Consider the following 18,229-nt stretch of genomic DNA (forward strand, 5'->3'; position numbering starts at 1 on the left):
GGGACCCTTTCTCGGGCTTCCAGGCCCCTCAGGCTAGCCCTTGATCTCCTCTTCGTAAATCTCCCCAACCAATTCCGCTATGGCTGGGGCTGCCGTAAGACCGGGTGACTCTATGCCTACCAAGTTTATGAAACCGAAAAACCCCCTATCGGCTTCGTGCCTTATGACGAAGTCCCTGAACCCCTCCCCAGGACCATGCAGTTTGGGTCTCACTCCCGAAAACTCGGGTATGAGCTGGTACTCCTGAATGGAGGGCAGGAACCTCCCTATCTCTTTCCTGAATTCAAGCTCCTCCGAAGTCACACCGTATTCCGGCTGTGAAACATAGTAAGCGTTGGGTCCAGCCCTCACGGTTCCCCCCAGGTCGGGAGTGAGATGGATCCCCAACCCCTCACCTCGGGGAACGGGGTACACGGGCATTCTCACGGGTGGTCTGTTGAACCTGAAATAATCGCCCTTACAGTAGTGGATCCTGTAGCCGAGCTCGTCCACCCTCAAACCCACCAGAGAAGCCACTCTGTCCGAGCTGAGGCCGGCACAGTTGACCACGCTGCTGGCTTTTATTTCAAATTCCTCCCCCCCGCTGATCCCCCTCAGCTCATACCCATCCACCACCTTCCGAATACCCGTGACCTCCGTCCTGGTGACCAAGATGGCACCTTTCTGAGAGGCCCTCGCCCGGAAATATTCTAGAAGTGAGTCGGGATCCACTATGCCCGTGGAGGGGGAATAAAGGGCTTCCACAGCCCTTATCCTGGGTTCCATCTCCCTGATCTCCTTCTCTTCCAGGAGCCTCAGACCCTCCACTCCATTCTCTTCCCCCCACCGCATGAGCCTCTCCAGTTCTCCCATTTCTTCCTCCTCCACCGCCACGGTAAGTTTTCCCGTCCTCCTGTGCGGAAGCCTGTATCTCTCGCAGATCTGGTAAAGGAGGGAATTGCCCCTCACGCACAGCTTGGCCTTCAGGGAACCTGGGGGATAGTGGATGCCCGAATGGATCACCCCGCTGTTGTGGGTGCTCGTTTCCTGCCCGAACCTTTCCCTTCTCTCCAGCAGATATACCCCCTGGCTCCTCTCGGATAGTTCTGCGGCCACTGCCAGGCCCACTACCCCCCCTCCTATCACCACCGTCTCCACCCTCATCCCCCCACCTCCGCCTCACCGAACATCGCAGTTTGTCTAAAAAGATATAGAGCACGTATCTAGCCTTTGGCCCGTTAGTTCAAAGTACGCCCAAGTGGCTAAAGTGAGTGGCGCTGAACTTGAAGAAAGGTTGGAGGCCCAAATGGAATGCTGGTGTGCCAAAGAGTAACTCGCTCAAATTGCCAAAAAGCGCTCGCAAGAACGTGATAAAATAATCGCGGAAATGAAAGCACCGTGTCTGAAACCAACGCGTCATCTCCAGCGGAGATATGACACTGCAATACCGGCGTACGAACAAACGGTTTCCCGGCAGAAAGGATACCCCTGGGACAACAAGGCTGTGCCTCACCGCCAGGGCTTGCTCGCTAACTCTCAAGCTAGCAGGTGGGACTGCTTTGCGACCCTTCTAAGGATGTCATGAAGGAGTGAGTCCCTTCCCTGAGAACTAGCCTACAGAAACTGGCCTCCGTCACCGTTTGGGGAATAGGGCTGATCCTCGCCATTGGGATGCTGGGACTCAACACGAACCTGCTTCTCCTGCTGGTGGGCCTGCTGGGATTGGGGATGCTCCTCGCCATGAGGGAGGTTCTAGAGAACGTGGGGGCCAAGTACTTCACCGACATCTACGTTCCCTTCAAGGTGGGAGACATCATCAGGGTGGGGGAGTACTCAGGAAAGGTCATTGAGATAAACCCAGTGGCCACCGTTCTCCTCACGAAGGACGAGCACCTGATCTCCATCCCAAATTCCTCCTTCCTGAAGGAGAAGATGGTCAACCTGACCCCCCATGTCTGGAAGGAGATACTGATACCCATCACCATAAGCTCCTCTCTAAGCCTCCCCGAGTTCGAAAGCGAGGTTCTCAGGGCTTGCAACAGGCTCAGGCAGTACCTAGACGAGCGCTTCCCCCCCATCCTCACGGTGAGGAGGAGAAACACCAAGTACGTGAACCTCTTCCTCACCCTGATGGTGAAGGAGCCCTCCAAGAAGGGAGAAATCGTGGAAACGCTTAACCGCACGATTTCGGAGATAGAGGATAAGCTGAGGAAGAGGAGATAAATCATCCCCAGTCCCCGCATGGTCTCGCCAAAGCGAGAGTTGCCCCTCCGTTGTGATACCAAATGCTAAAATCCGGCCAAAAAACATAATATATGATGAAGGGTCTCATCCTAGCCGGTGGTTTCGCCACCCGTCTCGGCGCCATAGGGGAGGTCTTTCCCAAAGCCATGCTGATGGTGGAAGGAAACACCCTTGTGGGACATCTCCTCTCCAAGCTCGAAAGACTGGGAATAGAAACCGTGATCACCACCAACAGGCGTTTCGCGGAATTCTTCCGTTCCTATCCCCATGTCTTGGTGGAGGAAGCCACGAGGGAAGAGGAGAAGCTGGGGGCCGTGACGGCCATAGCCAACGCCATAAGAAAGGAAGAGATCAGGGAGGATTTGTTGGTGGTGTGTGCCGACAACTATTTCTCCTCCGACCTGAGGGGTTTCGTTTCTTCTTACCAGGGCGACCCCACGGTGGGGGTTTACTACGCTGGAGGGGATCCGGGAATGCGCCTGCAGGAGATGGCCACGGTGAAGTTTTGTGGAAGTGAATCCTACCCCCCTCCCACCCAAAGCTTCTGTCTGGAGGACTTCAAGGAAAAGGTGGATCCTCCCCTCAGCCCCTACGTGAGCACCGGCCTCTACCTCTTTCCCCCCAAGATTTTCCCCATCCTGCTGGAATATTCTGCCGAGAAGAAAAGGGATGCTCCCGGATTCTTCATCCAGCACCTGATGGAGAGGGGAATCACGGTGAGGGGATACTTGCTCGGAGGGGAATGGTTCGATGCCTCCTACCAAAACTATCTCCTGATGTTCAAAGATTCAAAACTGGTGAGGAGGGATGAGGACCTCATCCAGTTCAGGAGGGAAAGCGGAGGAATGGTGATGCTCCTTTCCTTCCTCAGGAAGGGAGGAATGTATTACGTTTCCAAGGGGGAGAGACTCCTCTTCTTCATAGAGGGAGGGGTGGAGATGAAGATGGGGATGAAGAGGATGAGGGTGAGGGGGAGGGAGGTGGTGGAAATCCCTCCAGGGGAAGAAGTGAGTCTACTCAATCCCTCCCATCCCTACTCGATCTTCCTATCCCTCAAATGGGAGTAGCAAGCGTCTCCCCATCGGAATAGAGCTCCTTCCCCAGTCTTTTCCTTCCCCTTACCAAGGGTCTGGGACCCTCCAAAACCTCTGCCCTGATCAGGCTGGAGGCGTACCAAGGAACCGTGGCCCTCCCGAATTTCCGGAAGAAGAGGGTCTTTTCCTCTCCCGCAAAGGTGGGAGGATAGAGGCTGAAGTTCCTGCGAATATCCGTGATCACCAATCCCATCTTCAACAGTCTCCTCTCCACTTCCAGCCACTTCCTCCTGGAGGCTTCCAAGGTGGTGAGTCCAAAGTAGAGGGCTCCCCCCACACCCTTCAGCGCCGAAACCGCCCGAGAAAGGAAAAGCTCCAAACCCGGCAGACTCTCCACCGGTTCCGTTACCGAAACATCGAACTTCCCCACCAATTCCTCCGGCAAGGGATCCCGAACATCGTAGACCAGGGCCCTGAGCCTCCATCCCTCCCTTCTGGCCATGGAATTGAGGAACTCCACCAATCTTCCATCTATCTCCGCCACCACCACTTCTTCGGGGAGGAGGGTAAGGGAGGCGGCTATGCTGAAGAGATCATCATCCCCTATGACCAAAATCCTTCCTTGAAGGTCTCCCCTCTCGTAGATGAACTCCACCCTCCTCACCACCTCTTCCTCCAACATGTAGGCTTGGGTGTATCCCTCCAGGGGAGGAGGACGTTTCTTCGTCCTTTTCCTGAATTCCTTCAGGAGCTTCCCGAAGGTGAGAGAATACCCCGTGCCCCGGCATTTTCCACACTTCACCCCCGGCAGAAACCTTCCCTCCTCCAACATCCTGACCCTATCCCCTCTCACCTCCACCTTCCCCTTTTTCTCCAGGCTTTCCAGAGCCTTCAGAAACTCCTTGAGGGAACCATCCTGAACGGAAAGGAGCTCGTATACTCCAGCCTCCCCTTTTCCCAACAATCCCTGCAGGATTTGCCTCTCTATTCTTTCCATCTTTAACCCCTGTCCAAAACCACCCTTCGGTAGGATTTGGGCTTGAGCCTCTTCAGGATGAGCTCAAAAACTTTCTCCGCTTTCGAGGGATCACCGCATGTGAAGATATCCAAATTCACAAGGCCATATTCCGGCCAAGTATGCAAAGAAATATGACTTTCCGAGATGAGGACCACAGCCGTAACGCCCTTCGGCCTGAACTGTTTGAAGATACTCCCCACTCTCGTGAGCTTCGCTTTTTTCACCACTTCCTCCAGCAATTTCTCTATCTCGTCCCTCTTGGCGATGAGCCTCTCCTCTACTCCATAGAGTTCTGCCACTATATGCCTCCCTACTATCATCGAACCCCACCTTCTCCCCCCTGTTTTTTTATCAATTTCTTTTTGCAACTTATTTAATTTTTATTTTTTTTCGATGGTTTGCGAAAAAAAAGTCGATGAGTAAGCTGTAAAAAGAAACAAATGGGAAGAGGAAAAGGTGAGCGTTTGCCCTGCATCTTGGTCTGCGGTGGCCAATGGGGAGACGAGGGGAAGGGAAAGATCGTCGCCTATCTCTCCCTCAAGTACAAACCCCACATAGTGGTCAGAGCGGGGGTGGGCCCGAACGCAGGACACACGGTTTATTTTGCTGGGAAAAGGTTTGGCCTCCGACAAGTTCCCTGCGGTTTCGTTTACGAAGGAGCCAGGCTCCTGATAGGTCCGGGAGTCCTGGTGAATCCGGAAGTCCTCCTCAAGGAAATGGAAGAAACGGGAGTGAAGGGAAGACTGGGAGTCGACGGGGGATGTGCCATCATAGAACCCAAACACATAGAAAGGGACAGGAGCTCCGAACATCTGAGCAAGAAAATTGGGACCACGGGAAGCGGATGTGGACCGGCGAACGTCGACAGGGTGAACAGGGTGGCCAAACTGGCCAGGGAAGTGGAAGAGCTGAAGCCTTTCCTAACCGACGTTCCCCTGGAACTAAACGAGGCCCTGAACCAGGGAAAAAAGGTACTCGTGGAAGGGAGTCAGGGTTTCGGACTTTCCCTCATCCACGGCACCTATCCTTACGTCACCAGCAAGGACACCTGTGCGGGAACGATGCTGGCCGATGTGGGAATAGGACCAACCAAAGTCTCGGAGGTGCTCCTGGTCTTCAAAGCCTATGCCACAAGGGTGGGTGAGGGAACCTTCCCCACCGAGATACCGGCGGAAGAGGCTGAAAGGCTGGGGTGGGTGGAATACGGTACCGTCACGGGAAGGAGGAGGAGGGTGGGACATTTTGACTTCGAAATGGCGAGGAGGGCAGCCCTCATCAACGGGGCCACGCAGATAGCCATCACCTGTCTGGACAAAGTCTTCAAGGAATGTGCTGGGGCCAGAAGGGTGGAGGAGCTGAGCGAGAGGGCCAAGGAATTCGTGAGAAAGGTGGAAGAAGCCACGGGAACCCCCGTCACCCTCCTCTCGACGGGAGAGGAAATGGAAAACACGATAGACCTGAGCAGGGGCAGACTTTGAAGAGACTCGTGATAGCCGTCACGGGAACTCCCGGGACGGGAAAAACGAGCTTTGCCTTGGAATTGAGCAAGAAAATAGGGGGCAGGCTGATCAGGCTCAACGAACTGGTGGAAAGGGAAAGGGCCTACACGGAGGAAGGGGAGGAAAAGGTTGTCAAACTAAGGGAAATGATCAGGGCCGTGGGTAGGATCCTGAAAGAGACGGAAGGCCCCGTGGTGATCGAAGGACATCTCTCCCACTTCCTTCCGACGAGATACCTCTCCCATGTGGTGGTGTTGAGAACCCATCCCAAACTCTTGGAAAAGAGGCTGAGGGAAAGGGGTTACCCTGAGGGGAAAGTAAAAGACAACGTGGAGGCGGAGGCTTTGGACCTCATCCTTTGGGAGGCGGTACAGAGACATGGAGAGAAGGTTTATGAGATAGACACGAGCAAGAGGAGAAACACCGTTTCCCTTTTCCTGCAGGCCCTGGAGAAAGGTACCAGGTTGCCCCCTGGGAAGGTGAGGTGGCTCGAGGAATACTTAAACCTCAAGGAGCGCGCCGGAAGACGTAAAACCTAACTCCCCCACCTTCGGCGGATCCTAGTAGGCATAGGTTTAAAAGCCCTAAAACCGAGAGTGGCGAACAAATGAAAAAAATCCTTTCCGCAGTGGCGATATCGATCGTGGTCCTTCTCTCCACCGTTCTGTTCTTCCACCTGGGCCAAAAACCCTCCGAGGAATCCCCCTACCTTTTTACTAGGGACTGGATTGGAAAGGGAAACCTCTGGGTATTCGACCAGCCACCCTTAGCCTACCTGAGGGAGCTAGGTGCCACGGGGACGGCCTTTTCAGTTTACTACCACGGCTTCAACGAGTACGATTGGGATTACGTGAAAACCCTGCATCGACATGGCTTCAAGGTCACCGCCAACCTCCCGCTGGGACAGGGAACTACCACCGAAAACATGCAACTCAGGGAAGAAGCGGCCAAGAGGGACATCCACAACAATCCCATCTTCCTGCTGGGGCTGGAAGGCCTCTACAACATGTGTGGCAATCACCCGCTCTGGCGCGAGTTCCTCATGAACAGAATAGCCGAGCAGGCACGGGGGGGTGTGGACGGAATACTCCTCGACGAACCGGGGGATCTGGGGGACTGTTTTTGCGACCACTGCATGCAAGCCTTCAACCATTATCTGGCCGACCATTACTCCCCAGGCGAGCTGCAGCATCTCTTCGGAATAGCGGATCTTTCCTCTTTCAACTACAGGGAATATCTTCTGGCACACGGGGGTTCCCAGTGGTGGGACGACCCCAACCCGCAGTTGCAGCTCGCGTACCTCCAGTTCAGGTACTCCGAAAGGGTAAAGTTCATCGGAGAACTCATCCAGCACGCCAGGCAAGCAGCGGGATGGGAGCTTCCTGTAACGGCAAACGTGTACGGGCTGGAACCGAACCACCAGATCTTCGTTCCCCTCCTCGATTTCGTGATTTTCGAGATGCCCTTAACCCTTGAGGTCCATCCCAACATGCCCCATCTCAGACCCAGACCAGGCAAACATTTCACCACCTACCTCCTCGCCGAGGCCCTCGACCCGGAGAAGCCCTTCTCCGCCTTTCCCGATGTCTTCGAACTGCTCCACCTCTCGGAGGATGAGTGGTGGTTATGGAGACAATGGCTGGCGGAGGCGAGGGCCTTAGGGGCCTCCTTCATGATACCATACCAAGCCTACGTCTACGGAGGGGAGCGATCCTATACCCTCCCCGCCGACCGGATTTCCCCCTACATCAGATTCTTCGCCGAGCATCCCCAGTATTACGAGAACTTGGAAAGGATAGCCAAGATAGCATTACTCTACGACCTGCATTCCACCCTGATCAACCGGTACACCTGGAGGACCTATCTAGCCTGGGAGAGCTTCGAGAACTTGGGACTGATGTTGCAGGAAGCTCATCTTCCCTTCGAAGTGGTGTACAGGGGAGACGGAAAGTTCGTAAAGAAGCCCTTGACACTGGAGGGACTAGAAAAGTACAGCGTAGTGGTGGTACCGAGGTACTACGACCTCGACCAAGATACCCTCAACCTCCTGCAGCAGTACTCGGCTGGGGGAGGCCTCGTTTTGAAGTGCGACGATCTGGCCGACGACTCCCAACTCATACCAACCCTGAAGGGGTTGAAAATCGATTTCGGACTGGAAACGAACGCCTCCCAAGACCTGTCTTTGGTGGCCTACCGGGGAAAGGACTCTCTCTTGGTCCACCTGATAAACTATAGATACAACAGGCAGGCACTCGACTTCTCAGACCTAACGAACATACGGGTGACCTTAACCCTTCCCGAGGGTCTTACCCTGGAGGGAAAAACGCTGAAGATCCTCAGTCCGGACGAGGGGGAGCTCACACTGGATTTCATACTGGAGGGGGGAAGGGTCACTTTCACCCTCCCCCGTCTCCACTGTTATTCCGTTGCCTCTTTCGAGTGAAAACTGAAAACTCAAAGGAGCTCCCACTCGATTCTTTCTCCTTCCTCCACCCTCCTAACCTTTCCCTTCCCCTCCAGGTACCTCAGGTGGGCCAAGGCCTCTCCTGTTGCAAACCATTTCTGAATGGGTGGGAAGTTCTCCCAAGAACCCGGGAGGTCCCAGGTCATGCCCGAAGCCAGCTCGTACGCCGTCTTCCTTCCCCTCTCGAGCAGGGAGAGGACCTCCTCCGCCCTCAGGTAATGGTGGAGTCTGAGCTCTTCCACCCTACCACGGAGATCCTCGAAGGGCTCTCGATGTCCGGGAAGGACCAGATCGACCTCAAGGGAAGCCGTTCTCTCCAGACTCCTGAGGTAATCCTCCAGCGGATTCTCCTGCCCGGAGAGAGGTGTGAGGTTGGGAGTGATGTCCTGAAGCACGTGGTCTCCCGAGAGGAGGAGCTTGCGCTGGGGTTCGTAAAGACAGAGATGCCCCCTCGTATGCCCCGGAGTTGCCAAACAGCGAAAGAGGAAATCCCCCACCTCTATTTCGCTACCCTCCTCCAAGAAGGTGAAAGGTGGGAGGGTGGTGGGACCGTACAGGCGGCCTGGATGGGTTTCCAGCATGCGGTAGAGCTCCGTCTCTGGAATCCCACTCAGAAGGATCACTTCACCTATTCCCTCCCAAGAGGTGAGGAGTCCAGCCTCGAGACGATTAAAGTATACCCTGGAGCCTTCGGAAAAGAGGGAGGAAACCAGACCCAGATGATCGGCATGGAGGTGGGTGATGAAGAAGTCTGTTTTGCGCAGGTCTATCCCCAGCTTCCTTATTTCACTCAGCAGAACGGAAGCGCATTCTTCCCTATTCATGCCCGTATCCACGATAAGGTTTCTCTCCCCTCCCCTCACCACATAGGAATTCACGGCCCTCAGGGGGTTGCGTGGGAGGGGCACCTCCACTCTGTAGAGACCAGGCAGGACTTCTTCCACCCTCCTCCATCGCAGGGATGGTATTTAGGTTAAGTGCTTTGGGAGGACGAAAACCGTGAAAAAGCTTGGATTAAACCGTTTTTATCCAAAATCTCCCTTTTTCTCTCCTCTTTTTTCCTTATCGATATCTTTATAAACCATCTTCACCCCTCTTCCTAATTGATGTGGGTTCTGAGAACTACTCTGCTCCTGGGAGCCATGACTGGGCTCCTCCTAGCGGTAGGAGTGGCCCTAGCCTACGTTGCCAGTCTCCCCTTCCTCCCCACCCTCACGGTGGCCTTCGTGCTGGCCATGTCCATGAACCTCATCATGTTCTTTTACGCCGACAAATGGGTGCTGCGGATGTACAGGGCCAAACTGGTGAGCGAGCAAGAACAGCCCACCCTCCACCGCATCGTTTCCCGCCTGGCGGAGAGGGCTGGAATTCCCAAACCCAGGGTGGCCGTGGTACCCCTGGATATTCCCAACGCCTTCGCCACCGGGAGGAACGCCAAGAATGCCGTGGTGGCCGTTACCAGGGGGGCCATGGAGATCCTGAAGGAGGAGGAGCTGGAGGGAGTAATAGGACACGAGCTCGCCCACATCAAGAACAGGGACATGCTGGTGAGCACGCTTGCCGCCATCGTGGCCGGTGCCATCTCCTACTTGGCACTGGTGGGAAGGATGCACCTCTTCTGGGGGAGCGGGGAAAGGAGGAGCGGGGGAAGTACCTTCCTTCTCCTCTTGGCCCTCATCCTCGTGCCCTTGGCCGCCCTGATGATAAGGCTCGCCGTTTCCAGAACGAGGGAATATGGGGCGGACGAGGAGGGGGCTAGGATTTCGGGCAAGCCCCTGGCCTTAGCCTCGGCCCTGAAAAGGCTCGAGGACTATTCCCTTTCCGAGAGGATGGCGGAAGGGAATCCAGCCACTTCCCACCTCTTCATCGTCAATCCCTTCAGGGGATCTTCGCTGGTGGAACTCTTCTCCACCCATCCCTCCACGGAAAAGAGAATTCAGAGGTTGGAGGCCCTGGCGAGGAGAGGCCGCTAAAACATCAAATGAAGAAAGACCACTGCCAGGATAAAGGCCACGGAAAAGCCCACCACTGCTCTGGGGGAAACCTTTATCCCAGAACCCTCTTCGGAGAAATACCTCATCAAACCGGCGCCACTGGGTGGGAGCCTTTCTTCCCTCCTGCGCATCTTTTTCCCTTCCCCACCCATCTTTTAACCCTTCCGGGAAGAATACGGTAGCATGACGAGATATCTACCCGACGAGAGCGTGCTGCTCAATGGAATGCTCAGGAAGAAGGTGGAGGAAGAAGAGGGCTGCGAGGTAATCATTCCCAACCTCCTCTTGGCCTACTTTGAAGTCCAGGCGAGGGAGGGAAAGGACTCTGGACTCGTGGCCCTAGCAGAACTCTCCCACCTGAAGAAGCTTTCCGAGGAAGGAAGGATCAAGTTGGATTTTTGGGGAGAGCGATGGATCCCCAGCGAAAACGATCTGAGCTGGCACCTCAGGGAGGCGGCCGATCAATCCGATTCCATCCTTCTCACCAGCGACCAAGTGACGGCGGAACTTGCCAGGATAGAGGGAAGGAAGGTGGAGTTACTCCTTCCCTCTCCAGAAGAAAGGAAGCCCAAGCTCTTGGAGTATTTCGGGCCCGATACGATGTCCGTCCACCTGAAGGCTAGGGTGAGGCCCCTAGCCAAGGTGGGAAGACCGGGGAAGCTGAAAGTACAGTATGTGGGGGAAAGACCCCTCACCGAAAAGGAGCTCAGGGAAATGATTCACGAACTGGTGGAACTCGCCAAGCGCGATCCCGAATGCTTCGTGGAAATAGAGAGGAAAGGCGCCACCGTCATTCAGTACAGGGAATACAGGATAGCCATAGCCAGACCTCCCTTCAGCGATGGTCTGGAGATAACGGCCGTGAGACCCGTGGCAAAGGTGAAGCTGGAGGACTACAAGCTTTCCAACAAGCTGAAGGAAAGATTGAAGAGTAGTGCGGAAGGCATCCTCATCGCGGGACCACCGGGCGCCGGAAAAAGCACCTTCGCCCAAGCGTTGGCGGAATTCTATCGTTCCTTCCATAAGATCGTGAAAACCATGGAATCCCCCAGGGACCTTCAAGTGGGGGATGAGATCACCCAATACACCTCACTGGAAGGGGACATGGAAAAGACTGCTGACATCCTCCTGCTGGTTAGACCGGATTACACCATCTACGACGAACTCAGGAAAACCTCCGATTTCCAGATCTTCACCGACATGAGGCTGGCGGGGGTGGGGATGGTAGGGGTGGTGCACTCCACGAGGGCCATCGATGCCATCCAGCGTCTCATAGGGAGGGTGGAACTGGGGATGATCCCCATGATCGTGGATACCGTCATTTTCATCAAGGACGGGGAAATCTCGCAAGTCTATTCCCTCAGATCCTCCATCAAGGTACCCTCAGGCATGAGGGACGAGGACCTCGCGAGGCCCCTCGTGGAGGTATTGGACTTCGAGACCGAAGAACCCGTTTATGAAATCTATACCTTTGGAGATCAAGTGGTGATCAGCGATTTGAGGGAGCTTCATAGAGAGGCTCCTTTTAGGTATTCGAGGAAGAGGTGGAGGTAGGAAGGAACTTCTTCTGTGTCTCCAGCACTTCCTCACTGTTGGCCGCCTTGGCATATTCCTCCAGCCGGTGGAGGTTTAGCTGGAAAAAGGTAGTTCCCCACTTGAAGGGCTCCAGCATCTCCTCGGCCTCTTCCCTGTATCCCAGGATGAAGAGGGCTGCAGAAAGGGCCTCCGCCGTGCTGAGGACCGTGGGCCTTCCATAATGGACCGGGTTGGCGGCCACGAGATAGGGCAGGATCCTCGACACCAAACCCTTCGGGGAGCCCCACTCGGGAAAACGTCTCCAGGAGAAGTCCAGAGCCACCAATCCCTTCCTCTCAGCGATCTCCCTGTCCTCCCTCGAGAGGGCCTTCTCCGCCCTGGGATCGAGCAGAATGGCACCCTTGGGCAGATCGCGGAAACGGGAAACCATTTCTATCTTTCCAAGCCTGTGCAGGCGGAGGGCGGTGCACTTCTTGGGATCGCACTCCCCGGCACGATAAACCACTATCCTCACTTTCCCCTTTCTGAACTAGGCACTCCTCCCCCTAAAGGGACATTCGGGGTCGGAAGCGGAAAGTCTCCCCTGTACCCTGAGGACCCTCGACATACACCCAAAGCACTCTTCGAAATGGAAACATGAGGAACAGGGTGCTTCCCTCTTACCCCTATCCTTGAACCCGCGGATGAGTTCCGAATTCCTCACCCTTTCCCATCCTTCCTTCAAACTCCTCTCCGGATAGCGGGAGAAAGGGAAGGAAGTGGGAAAGAACATGCAGGGAAGGATCCTGCCGTCGAAGGTGACGTAAAGGGTAGTCCCGCAGGCACATCCCCTTACCTCGGGGATGGTGATCCCGCTCCTCCCCTCCGGTAACGGAACTCCCTCCCTCTCAGAAAAGGCCCAGAGGAAGGGTGCGTCGTAGTACACCTCCACCTTCCACTCCCTCTCGTAAATCCGGTGCATCGCCAAAAGATGGTCTTGGGGAGAAAGACCATGGGTTCGGTAATAGGGATCGTTGCCTCCGTTCCTGGGCTGGAGGGGGATGAAGGTCACGAACTTTCCCCCATGTTCCTCCACGAATTTTATCGTCTCCTCCATCTGGTGGAAATTCCTTTTCGAAAGGACCACCGTGACCCCATGGAAGATTCCCTCCCTCCTGGCCTCCTCCACCCCCTTACAGAAATCCCTGAAACTGGCTCCACCCTTCGTTCCCTCGTAAACCTCCTTGCTTGCCCCATCCATGGAAAAGAGTACCTTTACCCCCCTCCTTCCCAGCTCCCTCGCCACCTCCCCCCTCAACATGGAACCGTTCGTGATGAGGTAGAGATCGAGCCCCTCCAACTCTCTGAGGAGAAGGGAGAGGTCCTCCCTCAAAAGGGGTTCTCCCCCCTCTAAGATCACCCAGTCCGGCCCCAGTTCCTTCACCTCTCCAGCCAACGCGAGGAGCTGTTCCCTAGGGAGCTCTTCCCCCCTCTCCGCTAAGCAGTGACTGCATCTCAAGTTGCACTTGGAGGTTATGGCCCAATCCACGAAACGGGGTCTCATCCTTCTTCCTCCCCGGTATCCCCCTTATAAAAGCTACTCCAGTTCCACCACCTTCCAACCCCTCCTCTTCAATTCTTCTATGACGAAACGTCTGTGACATATGGAAGAGAGGGGCTCTACACACATCAAACAAACCTTCTTCTCCCTAGCCCTTCTTTCCAGTTTTTCCATTCCAAGTGAGAATTCCTTTGTCTTCATGAACTTGAGGTAACCACCCTTCCTATAACCTCCCAACTCCGGGAGGTGAAAATATGAAAGACCGTGGAGGGGAAGATTCTTCTCCAATTCCTCCTTTTTGAACTCCTCCCGTTTGGAGGTGGGGAAGGCCCTTATGTCCACCACCTCCTCCACTCCCGAACGATGCAGGAGTTCCACCAATTGCTTCAAACTTTTGTTTCCATAACCAACTGCCCAGATCTTCTTTCCTTCACCCACCTGGTTATATCGGGAAAGGAAGGATTTAAGGAAGGACCGGTGATGGAATGAGGATCTCGGGGGCTAGGATCCTAGAAGGAGAAGAATTGGAGATAGTGGAAGGCTACCTGGAAATCCGAGAGGGGAGGATCGAGAAGATAGGGAGGGGCTTCAGTCCCAAATCGGACCTCGATCTCAAAGGAGGTTTCGTCCTCCCTCCCCTCACCAACGCCCATACCCATCTGGCCGACTCGGTGGCGAGGGAACTTTACTCGGGAAGAACTCAGGAGGAAACGGTGGGACCGGGAGGGCTCAAGTTCAGGGTGTTGGAGGGAACCGGGGATGAAAGACTGATCGAAGAAATGGACCTCACCCTGAAGAACATGGCAAAGATGGGTATCCTGGCCCACTGCGATTTCAGGGAGGGTGGGAAGAGGGGTGTGGAGCTCCTGCGCAGGATCAAGGGGGAGTGTAAGAGCGTGGTACTGGGCCGCCCCCTTCCAGGAGAAGATTTCCGCGAACTCCTTTCGGAAGCGGACGGGATGGGTCTTCCCTCCCTCCTCCATCACTCCCTTTCCGAACTCAGAAACTTCGCGAAGGAAACCAGGGAGAAGGGAAAGATCTTCGCCTCCCATGTGGCCGAATTGCCTCAAAGGGCTGAGGAAGAAATTGAAAGGGCGCTGAAATTGGGGCTTTCCTTGGCCGTCCATCTCACCCATGCCTCGCAGGAAGATCTCTCCTCCTTCAGGAAGAGGAGGATACCCGTGGTTTTCTGTCCCAGGTCCAACTCCCTCCTCTCCTCCGGAAGCCCCCCCATAGCTACAGCCTTGGAGGAGGGAGTAAGCTTCATGCTCGGAACGGACAACGTTTGCGTTTGTCCCCCCAACCTCTGGGAAGAACTCAAGTTTGCTTGGGCTTGCGTGAGGAGGGAAAATCCCAGGGCTGGAGGAGAGGAGGCGAGGATCCTTCTCAAAGCCGTCACCCTCGAACCTTCGAGGCTCTTCCACCTTCCCTGGGGACCCCTGGAGGAAGGAAGGGAAGCAACCTTTCTCCTCCTCTCCGCCACAGGGGAGCTGAGAAACCTCAAGGATCCCTATGCCGGCCTAGTCAACAGAACCCAGCCTGAAAACCTCATAGCCGTGTGGTATAGGGGAAAGGATATTTTAAGGAAAAGGAGGTAATTTTCTGAAGCGGGGGGAGATACCTGAAGGTAAAGGAAGTGATGACCGGAGATGTGAAGTACGCCGAGATTCCGGGAACGAGAGCGGAGGCCATCGAGCTCCTCAAGAAATTGGAGGTAAGTGCAATCCCAGTGGTGAATAGCAACACCAGGCAACTGGTGGGGATGGTAACCCTGAGGAAGCTTTTGGAACACCCGGAGGAGGACCAGCTCGCCATGTTGGTAGACAGGGATGTGCCGAGGGTTAGTCCTGAGGACGATTTGAGCGTGGCCGCTAGGCATATCCTCACCACGGGTAACAGGAGGCTGCCCGTGGTGGAGAACGGGGAGTTGGTGGGTGTGATAACCGTCAGGGATATCGTGTACCGTGCTCTGGCCAACATGAATTTGGAGAGACCGGCTTCGGATTTCATGCAACCGAGCGTGGCGGCCGTCTGGGAGGGCACCCCCCTGAGGGCAGCCGTGGAAATCATGAGCTTGGCGAGGGTTAGGGCCCTCCCGGTTATAAACGAGATGGGGGACCTGGTGGGGATCATCGACGATTCGGACATCATAAAGTTGGCGGAAGTGGAGACCACTTCCAAGATCAGCCAGCTGGCGGGTAAAAGCGAGGGGGATAGCTGGAGCTGGGATAGCGAAGCCAGGATCTACATTACCAAAACCGAGTTGAAGCTTCCCCCCATCCCGGTAAAGGAGGTAATGGTCAGGGATCTCATTTACATCACCAAGAAAACCTCCGTGAGCAAATGCGCCCAGCTCATGAAAGAGCACAGGATTGAGCAGACTCCAGTTCTTTCCGCCGACAACAAGTTTTTGGGACTGGTGAGGGACATCGACCTGCTGGGTGCTCTCCTCTGACACGGGGTGAAGCCCTTGTCGTCAGGGGAAGAGCTGATGGAGCTTGCCAAGCGCAGGGGTTTTCTTTGGCCCTCCTTTGAGCTTTACGGGGGTATCAGCGGCTTTTATGATTTCGGCCCTTTGGGGACCATCCTGAAAAACAAAATCGTGGAAAAATGGAGGGAGCACTTCGTGAAGAGGGAGGGTGCCTTGGAGATCGACTCTCCCACCCTCACCCCCGAAGAGGTTTTCAGAGCCAGCGGACACGTAGAACATTTCGTTGACCTCATGAGTGAATGTCGGAAATGCGGGCAACCCTTTAAGGTTTCGGAATTGGTGAAGGAGAAAACTGGACTGGATGTTGAAGGGAAACCGGCTGAGGAGATAGAAAGACTGTTGAGGGAGAAGGGAATTACCTGCCCCGAATGTGGTGGAGAGTTGGGGAGGGTTTTTGAATTCAACACCATGTTCAAGACCACCATAGGACCTGGAGGGAAAAAGGTGGGCTATCTGAGACCGGAAACCGCTCAGGGAATCTTCGTGGATTTCAGGAGGCTGTGGAGGCACGGTAGGGAAAGACTCCCCCTCCCCGTGGCGCAGATAGGGAAAGGATACAGGAACGAAATCTCTCCCAGACAGGGTATAATAAGGCTAAGGGAATTCACGATGGCGGAACTGGAAGTCTTCTTCGATCCGAAGAATCCCTCCCATCCCTCCTTCGAAAGGGTTGCGGGGGAGAAGCTGAGGCTCTGGAGGGCAGAAGATCAGCTAAAGGGTGAGGAAAAAACGGTGGAAGTGAGTGCGGGGGAAGCCGTGCAGAAGGGGATGATCTGCAATGAACTCATGGCCTATTATCTCGTCCTCACCAAAAAGTTTCTCTTGGACCTGGGACTTCCCGAGGAGCGCCTGAGGTTCAGGGAACAAACTCCAGGTCAAAGGGCCCACTATTCCAAAGAAACTTGGGACGCGGAAGTGAAAACGGAAAGGTTCGGATGGGTGGAGGTGGCGGGGATAGCCTACAGGACGAATTACGATCTCTCCAGGCATGCCGAAGCCAGCGGGGAGGATCTCTCCGTAGTCCTTCAACCTGATCGGAGGAAGGAAATTTGCCATGTGGTGGAACCATCCTTCGGCATCGACCGGATTTTCTACTGCGTGCTAGAAACGGCCCATCTGCAGGGGAAAAAGGGACTCAAGTTCAAGAGGGAACTTTCCCCCATAGAAGTGGGCGTTTTTCCCCTCCTCAGAAGGGATGGTCTGCCCGAAAAGGCCAAAGAAATAGCCGAGCTGCTGAAGGAGAAGGGCTTCTGGGTGGAATACGATGAAGCGGGATCCATAGGGAGGAGATACGCCAGGGCGGATGAAGTGGGAACCCCCTACTGCGTCACCATCGACCACCTCACCCTCTCCGATAACACGGTTACCATAAGGGAGAGGGAAACCGCCAAGCAGATCAGGGTCCACCTCGATAAACTTCCTTCCGTTCTATCTTCCCTCATGAGTGGGGAACTGGAGTTCGAAAAAGCGGGTATTCCGTTAGAGAAAGAAGAGGAAGGGAAGGAGGAAGAAGAGGGAAAAGAGGGTTAGGAACATCACCGCCGCTCCATACAGATCCCTTTCACTCTTGTAGGTATGTGCCAGGAGCAGGTTGAAGGCCGCCGGAGGCATGATGGAGAGAAGGAGGGAAGGTTTGGGGGAGAGGTCATGGGCGAAACTGAGGTCCATCATCATCATGGCAAAGATGGTGATGGCTGGTGAAAAGAGGAATCTAGCAACCCCTATCAACAACAGCTCCTCCTTATACTTCCTGGGACTAACCAACTCCAGACAATACCCTGCGAAAAGCAACATGAGAAGGAAGAAGGGTCCTGCCAAGTAATCGTCGAAAAAACCCCAAACTTCCTCCGGAAGGGTGGCACCCGCTCCCACAAAAACCATGGCGAAGAGAAGGGCCAACAGGGGAGGAAAGCCTATGAAGTAATTCAGGGGGTGCTTTCCCCCATTCGAAAGGGAAGAGAGCATGTAAACTCCCATCACCAAGTTGAGAACCGCCACCGCCACCGCATAGAAACTGGCGGGCAAGAGATATTCGGTCCCCAAAAGGACATAGACCAACGGAAGGCCCAGATGTCCCACGTTCATAAAGGATGAGTTCAGAACCACCCCCACTGTCCTTTCCCTCCCAAACCCAGCAAGGAAACTTATTCCGGTGGAGAAAAGGAAGCACCCCCCTACCGCCAACAGGGCCATCGCCATCGCCGCCAGTCCCCCCATGAGTTCGGAAAGGGAGTACCTAGCCACGGAAACCAAAACCGTGAGGGGGAGGATTACACACATGATCATGTTTTCCAGCTGGTTGAAGAGAGGAATCGTGAAGGGTCTCAACCTTTTCATCCTTTTGAGAAAGGCCCCAGTCAGCAGGGGAAGGAGCACGTACAGAACGGTTCTTATGTAGCCCGACACAACTCCATTTCTTTTTGTTTCATA

The 18,229-nt window shown here is 54.9% G+C and carries 19 protein-coding genes; 10 read left to right on the forward strand and 9 right to left on the reverse strand.

What is annotated here, in order from left to right:
• Window positions 1–33: 33 nt before the first annotated feature.
• Window positions 34–1,143 (reverse strand): NAD(P)/FAD-dependent oxidoreductase, encoded by a 1,110-nt coding sequence (locus QXG22_02485; protein MEM0358864.1) that lies wholly within the window; start codon window positions 1,141–1,143, stop codon window positions 34–36.
• Between the two features lie 459 nt (window positions 1,144–1,602).
• Between QXG22_02485 and QXG22_02490 the strand changes: the two genes are divergently transcribed.
• Window positions 1,603–2,202: a mechanosensitive ion channel gene (locus QXG22_02490; protein ID MEM0358865.1), complete on the forward strand. Its 600-nt coding sequence runs from the start codon at window positions 1,603–1,605 to the stop codon at window positions 2,200–2,202.
• Window positions 2,203–2,297: 95 nt separating this feature from the next.
• A complete protein-coding gene (locus QXG22_02495; protein ID MEM0358866.1) occupies window positions 2,298–3,290 on the forward strand; it encodes a sugar phosphate nucleotidyltransferase in 993 nt (330 codons plus the stop codon).
• Here QXG22_02495 and QXG22_02500 read toward each other — a convergent pair.
• Together QXG22_02500 and speD are read right to left on the reverse strand one after the other, a co-directional pair.
• The gene (locus QXG22_02500; GenBank protein MEM0358867.1) at window positions 3,277–4,254 is read right to left on the reverse strand and encodes a bis-aminopropyl spermidine synthase family protein; all 978 of its coding nucleotides are present in this window, start codon (window positions 4,252–4,254) and stop codon (window positions 3,277–3,279) included. The genes QXG22_02495 and QXG22_02500 overlap by 14 nt on opposite strands.
• Before the next feature lie 2 nt (window positions 4,255–4,256).
• Window positions 4,257–4,595 carry an adenosylmethionine decarboxylase gene (speD, locus tag QXG22_02505; protein MEM0358868.1) on the reverse strand — a complete coding sequence of 113 codons (339 nt, stop codon included), beginning with the start codon at window positions 4,593–4,595 and terminating at the stop codon, window positions 4,257–4,259.
• 120 nt (window positions 4,596–4,715) lie between these two features.
• Here speD and QXG22_02510 point away from each other — a divergent pair, with 120 nt between their 5' ends.
• From QXG22_02510 to QXG22_02520, 3 genes are all read left to right on the forward strand, one after another.
• On the forward strand, window positions 4,716–5,753 hold the full coding sequence (locus QXG22_02510) for an adenylosuccinate synthetase (GenBank protein ID MEM0358869.1): 1,038 nt from the start codon (window positions 4,716–4,718) through the stop codon (window positions 5,751–5,753).
• Window positions 5,750–6,313 (forward strand): adenylate kinase family protein, encoded by a 564-nt coding sequence (locus tag QXG22_02515; protein ID MEM0358870.1) that lies wholly within the window; start codon window positions 5,750–5,752, stop codon window positions 6,311–6,313. The genes QXG22_02510 and QXG22_02515 overlap by 4 nt, the downstream gene beginning before the upstream one ends.
• A gap of 68 nt (window positions 6,314–6,381) precedes the next feature.
• A complete protein-coding gene (locus QXG22_02520) occupies window positions 6,382–8,217 on the forward strand; it encodes a beta-galactosidase (GenBank protein MEM0358871.1) in 1,836 nt (611 codons plus the stop codon).
• An 11-nt stretch (window positions 8,218–8,228) separates the two neighbouring features.
• Here the strand turns inward: QXG22_02520 and QXG22_02525 are convergent, their stop codons facing one another.
• Window positions 8,229–9,182, reverse strand: coding sequence for an MBL fold metallo-hydrolase (locus QXG22_02525; GenBank protein MEM0358872.1), 954 nt, complete (start codon window positions 9,180–9,182; stop codon window positions 8,229–8,231).
• A 162-nt stretch (window positions 9,183–9,344) separates the two neighbouring features.
• Between QXG22_02525 and QXG22_02530 the strand changes: the two genes are divergently transcribed.
• Window positions 9,345–10,211 (forward strand): zinc metalloprotease HtpX, encoded by an 867-nt coding sequence (locus QXG22_02530; protein MEM0358873.1) that lies wholly within the window; start codon window positions 9,345–9,347, stop codon window positions 10,209–10,211.
• Here QXG22_02530 and QXG22_02535 read toward each other — a convergent pair.
• Entirely contained in the window at window positions 10,208–10,363 is a 156-nt protein-coding gene (locus QXG22_02535) for a preprotein translocase subunit Sec61beta (protein ID MEM0358874.1), read from the reverse strand. The genes QXG22_02530 and QXG22_02535 overlap by 4 nt on opposite strands.
• Before the next feature lie 52 nt (window positions 10,364–10,415).
• Between QXG22_02535 and QXG22_02540 the strand changes: the two genes are divergently transcribed.
• Window positions 10,416–11,786, forward strand: coding sequence for an ATPase, T2SS/T4P/T4SS family (locus tag QXG22_02540; protein ID MEM0358875.1), 1,371 nt, complete (start codon window positions 10,416–10,418; stop codon window positions 11,784–11,786).
• Here QXG22_02540 and QXG22_02545 read toward each other — a convergent pair.
• From QXG22_02545 to QXG22_02555, 3 genes are read right to left on the reverse strand one after another with little or no spacing between them, the layout of a single operon-like run.
• Entirely contained in the window at window positions 11,758–12,282 is a 525-nt protein-coding gene (locus QXG22_02545) for a DUF367 family protein (GenBank protein MEM0358876.1), read from the reverse strand. The genes QXG22_02540 and QXG22_02545 overlap by 29 nt on opposite strands.
• A 15-nt stretch (window positions 12,283–12,297) precedes the next feature.
• The gene (locus QXG22_02550) at window positions 12,298–13,311 is read right to left on the reverse strand and encodes a radical SAM protein (GenBank protein ID MEM0358877.1); all 1,014 of its coding nucleotides are present in this window, start codon (window positions 13,309–13,311) and stop codon (window positions 12,298–12,300) included.
• Between the two features lie 33 nt (window positions 13,312–13,344).
• Window positions 13,345–13,746 (reverse strand): DUF488 domain-containing protein, encoded by a 402-nt coding sequence (locus tag QXG22_02555; protein ID MEM0358878.1) that lies wholly within the window; start codon window positions 13,744–13,746, stop codon window positions 13,345–13,347.
• Window positions 13,747–13,793: 47 nt separating this feature from the next.
• On the opposite strand from QXG22_02555, the gene QXG22_02560 reads away from it, so the two are divergent.
• From QXG22_02560 to glyS, 3 genes are read left to right on the forward strand one after another with little or no spacing between them, the layout of a single operon-like run.
• Window positions 13,794–14,906 (forward strand): amidohydrolase family protein, encoded by a 1,113-nt coding sequence (locus QXG22_02560; GenBank protein ID MEM0358879.1) that lies wholly within the window; start codon window positions 13,794–13,796, stop codon window positions 14,904–14,906.
• Window positions 14,907–14,947: 41 nt separating this feature from the next.
• Window positions 14,948–15,763: a CBS domain-containing protein gene (locus tag QXG22_02565; protein MEM0358880.1), complete on the forward strand. Its 816-nt coding sequence runs from the start codon at window positions 14,948–14,950 to the stop codon at window positions 15,761–15,763.
• A 6-nt stretch (window positions 15,764–15,769) separates the two neighbouring features.
• On the forward strand, window positions 15,770–17,329 hold the full coding sequence (gene glyS / locus QXG22_02570) for a glycine--tRNA ligase (protein MEM0358881.1): 1,560 nt from the start codon (window positions 15,770–15,772) through the stop codon (window positions 17,327–17,329).
• Here glyS and QXG22_02575 read toward each other — a convergent pair.
• Window positions 17,279–18,205, reverse strand: coding sequence for a hypothetical protein (locus tag QXG22_02575; protein MEM0358882.1), 927 nt, complete (start codon window positions 18,203–18,205; stop codon window positions 17,279–17,281). The genes glyS and QXG22_02575 overlap by 51 nt on opposite strands.
• Window positions 18,206–18,229 lie beyond the last annotated feature (24 nt).

The organism is Candidatus Hadarchaeales archaeon (assembly GCA_038736355.1).
Classification (GTDB): Archaea; Hadarchaeota; Hadarchaeia; order Hadarchaeales; family WYZ-LMO6; genus WYZ-LMO6.

What these genes read in the sequence shown, in the direction of transcription:
- QXG22_02495 (MEM0358866.1), top strand. Translation starts at nt 2,298, where the DNA reads ATGAAGGGTCTCATCCTAGCCGGTGGTTTCGCCACCCGTCTCGGCGCC.
- QXG22_02520 (MEM0358871.1), top strand. Translation starts at nt 6,382, where the DNA reads ATGAAAAAAATCCTTTCCGCAGTGGCGATATCGATCGTGGTCCTTCTC.
- QXG22_02540 (MEM0358875.1), top strand. Translation starts at nt 10,416, where the DNA reads ATGACGAGATATCTACCCGACGAGAGCGTGCTGCTCAATGGAATGCTC.
- QXG22_02560 (MEM0358879.1), top strand. Translation starts at nt 13,794, where the DNA reads ATGAGGATCTCGGGGGCTAGGATCCTAGAAGGAGAAGAATTGGAGATA.
- speD (MEM0358868.1), bottom strand. Translation starts at nt 4,595, where the DNA reads ATGATAGTAGGGAGGCATATAGTGGCAGAACTCTATGGAGTAGAGGAG.
- QXG22_02530 (MEM0358873.1), top strand. Translation starts at nt 9,345, where the DNA reads ATGTGGGTTCTGAGAACTACTCTGCTCCTGGGAGCCATGACTGGGCTC.
- QXG22_02500 (MEM0358867.1), bottom strand. Translation starts at nt 4,254, where the DNA reads ATGGAAAGAATAGAGAGGCAAATCCTGCAGGGATTGTTGGGAAAAGGG.
- QXG22_02565 (MEM0358880.1), top strand. Translation starts at nt 14,948, where the DNA reads ATGACCGGAGATGTGAAGTACGCCGAGATTCCGGGAACGAGAGCGGAG.
- QXG22_02550 (MEM0358877.1), bottom strand. Translation starts at nt 13,311, where the DNA reads ATGAGACCCCGTTTCGTGGATTGGGCCATAACCTCCAAGTGCAACTTG.
- QXG22_02510 (MEM0358869.1), top strand. Translation starts at nt 4,716, where the DNA reads ATGGGAAGAGGAAAAGGTGAGCGTTTGCCCTGCATCTTGGTCTGCGGT.
- QXG22_02535 (MEM0358874.1), bottom strand. Translation starts at nt 10,363, where the DNA reads ATGCGCAGGAGGGAAGAAAGGCTCCCACCCAGTGGCGCCGGTTTGATG.
- QXG22_02485 (MEM0358864.1), bottom strand. Translation starts at nt 1,143, where the DNA reads ATGAGGGTGGAGACGGTGGTGATAGGAGGGGGGGTAGTGGGCCTGGCA.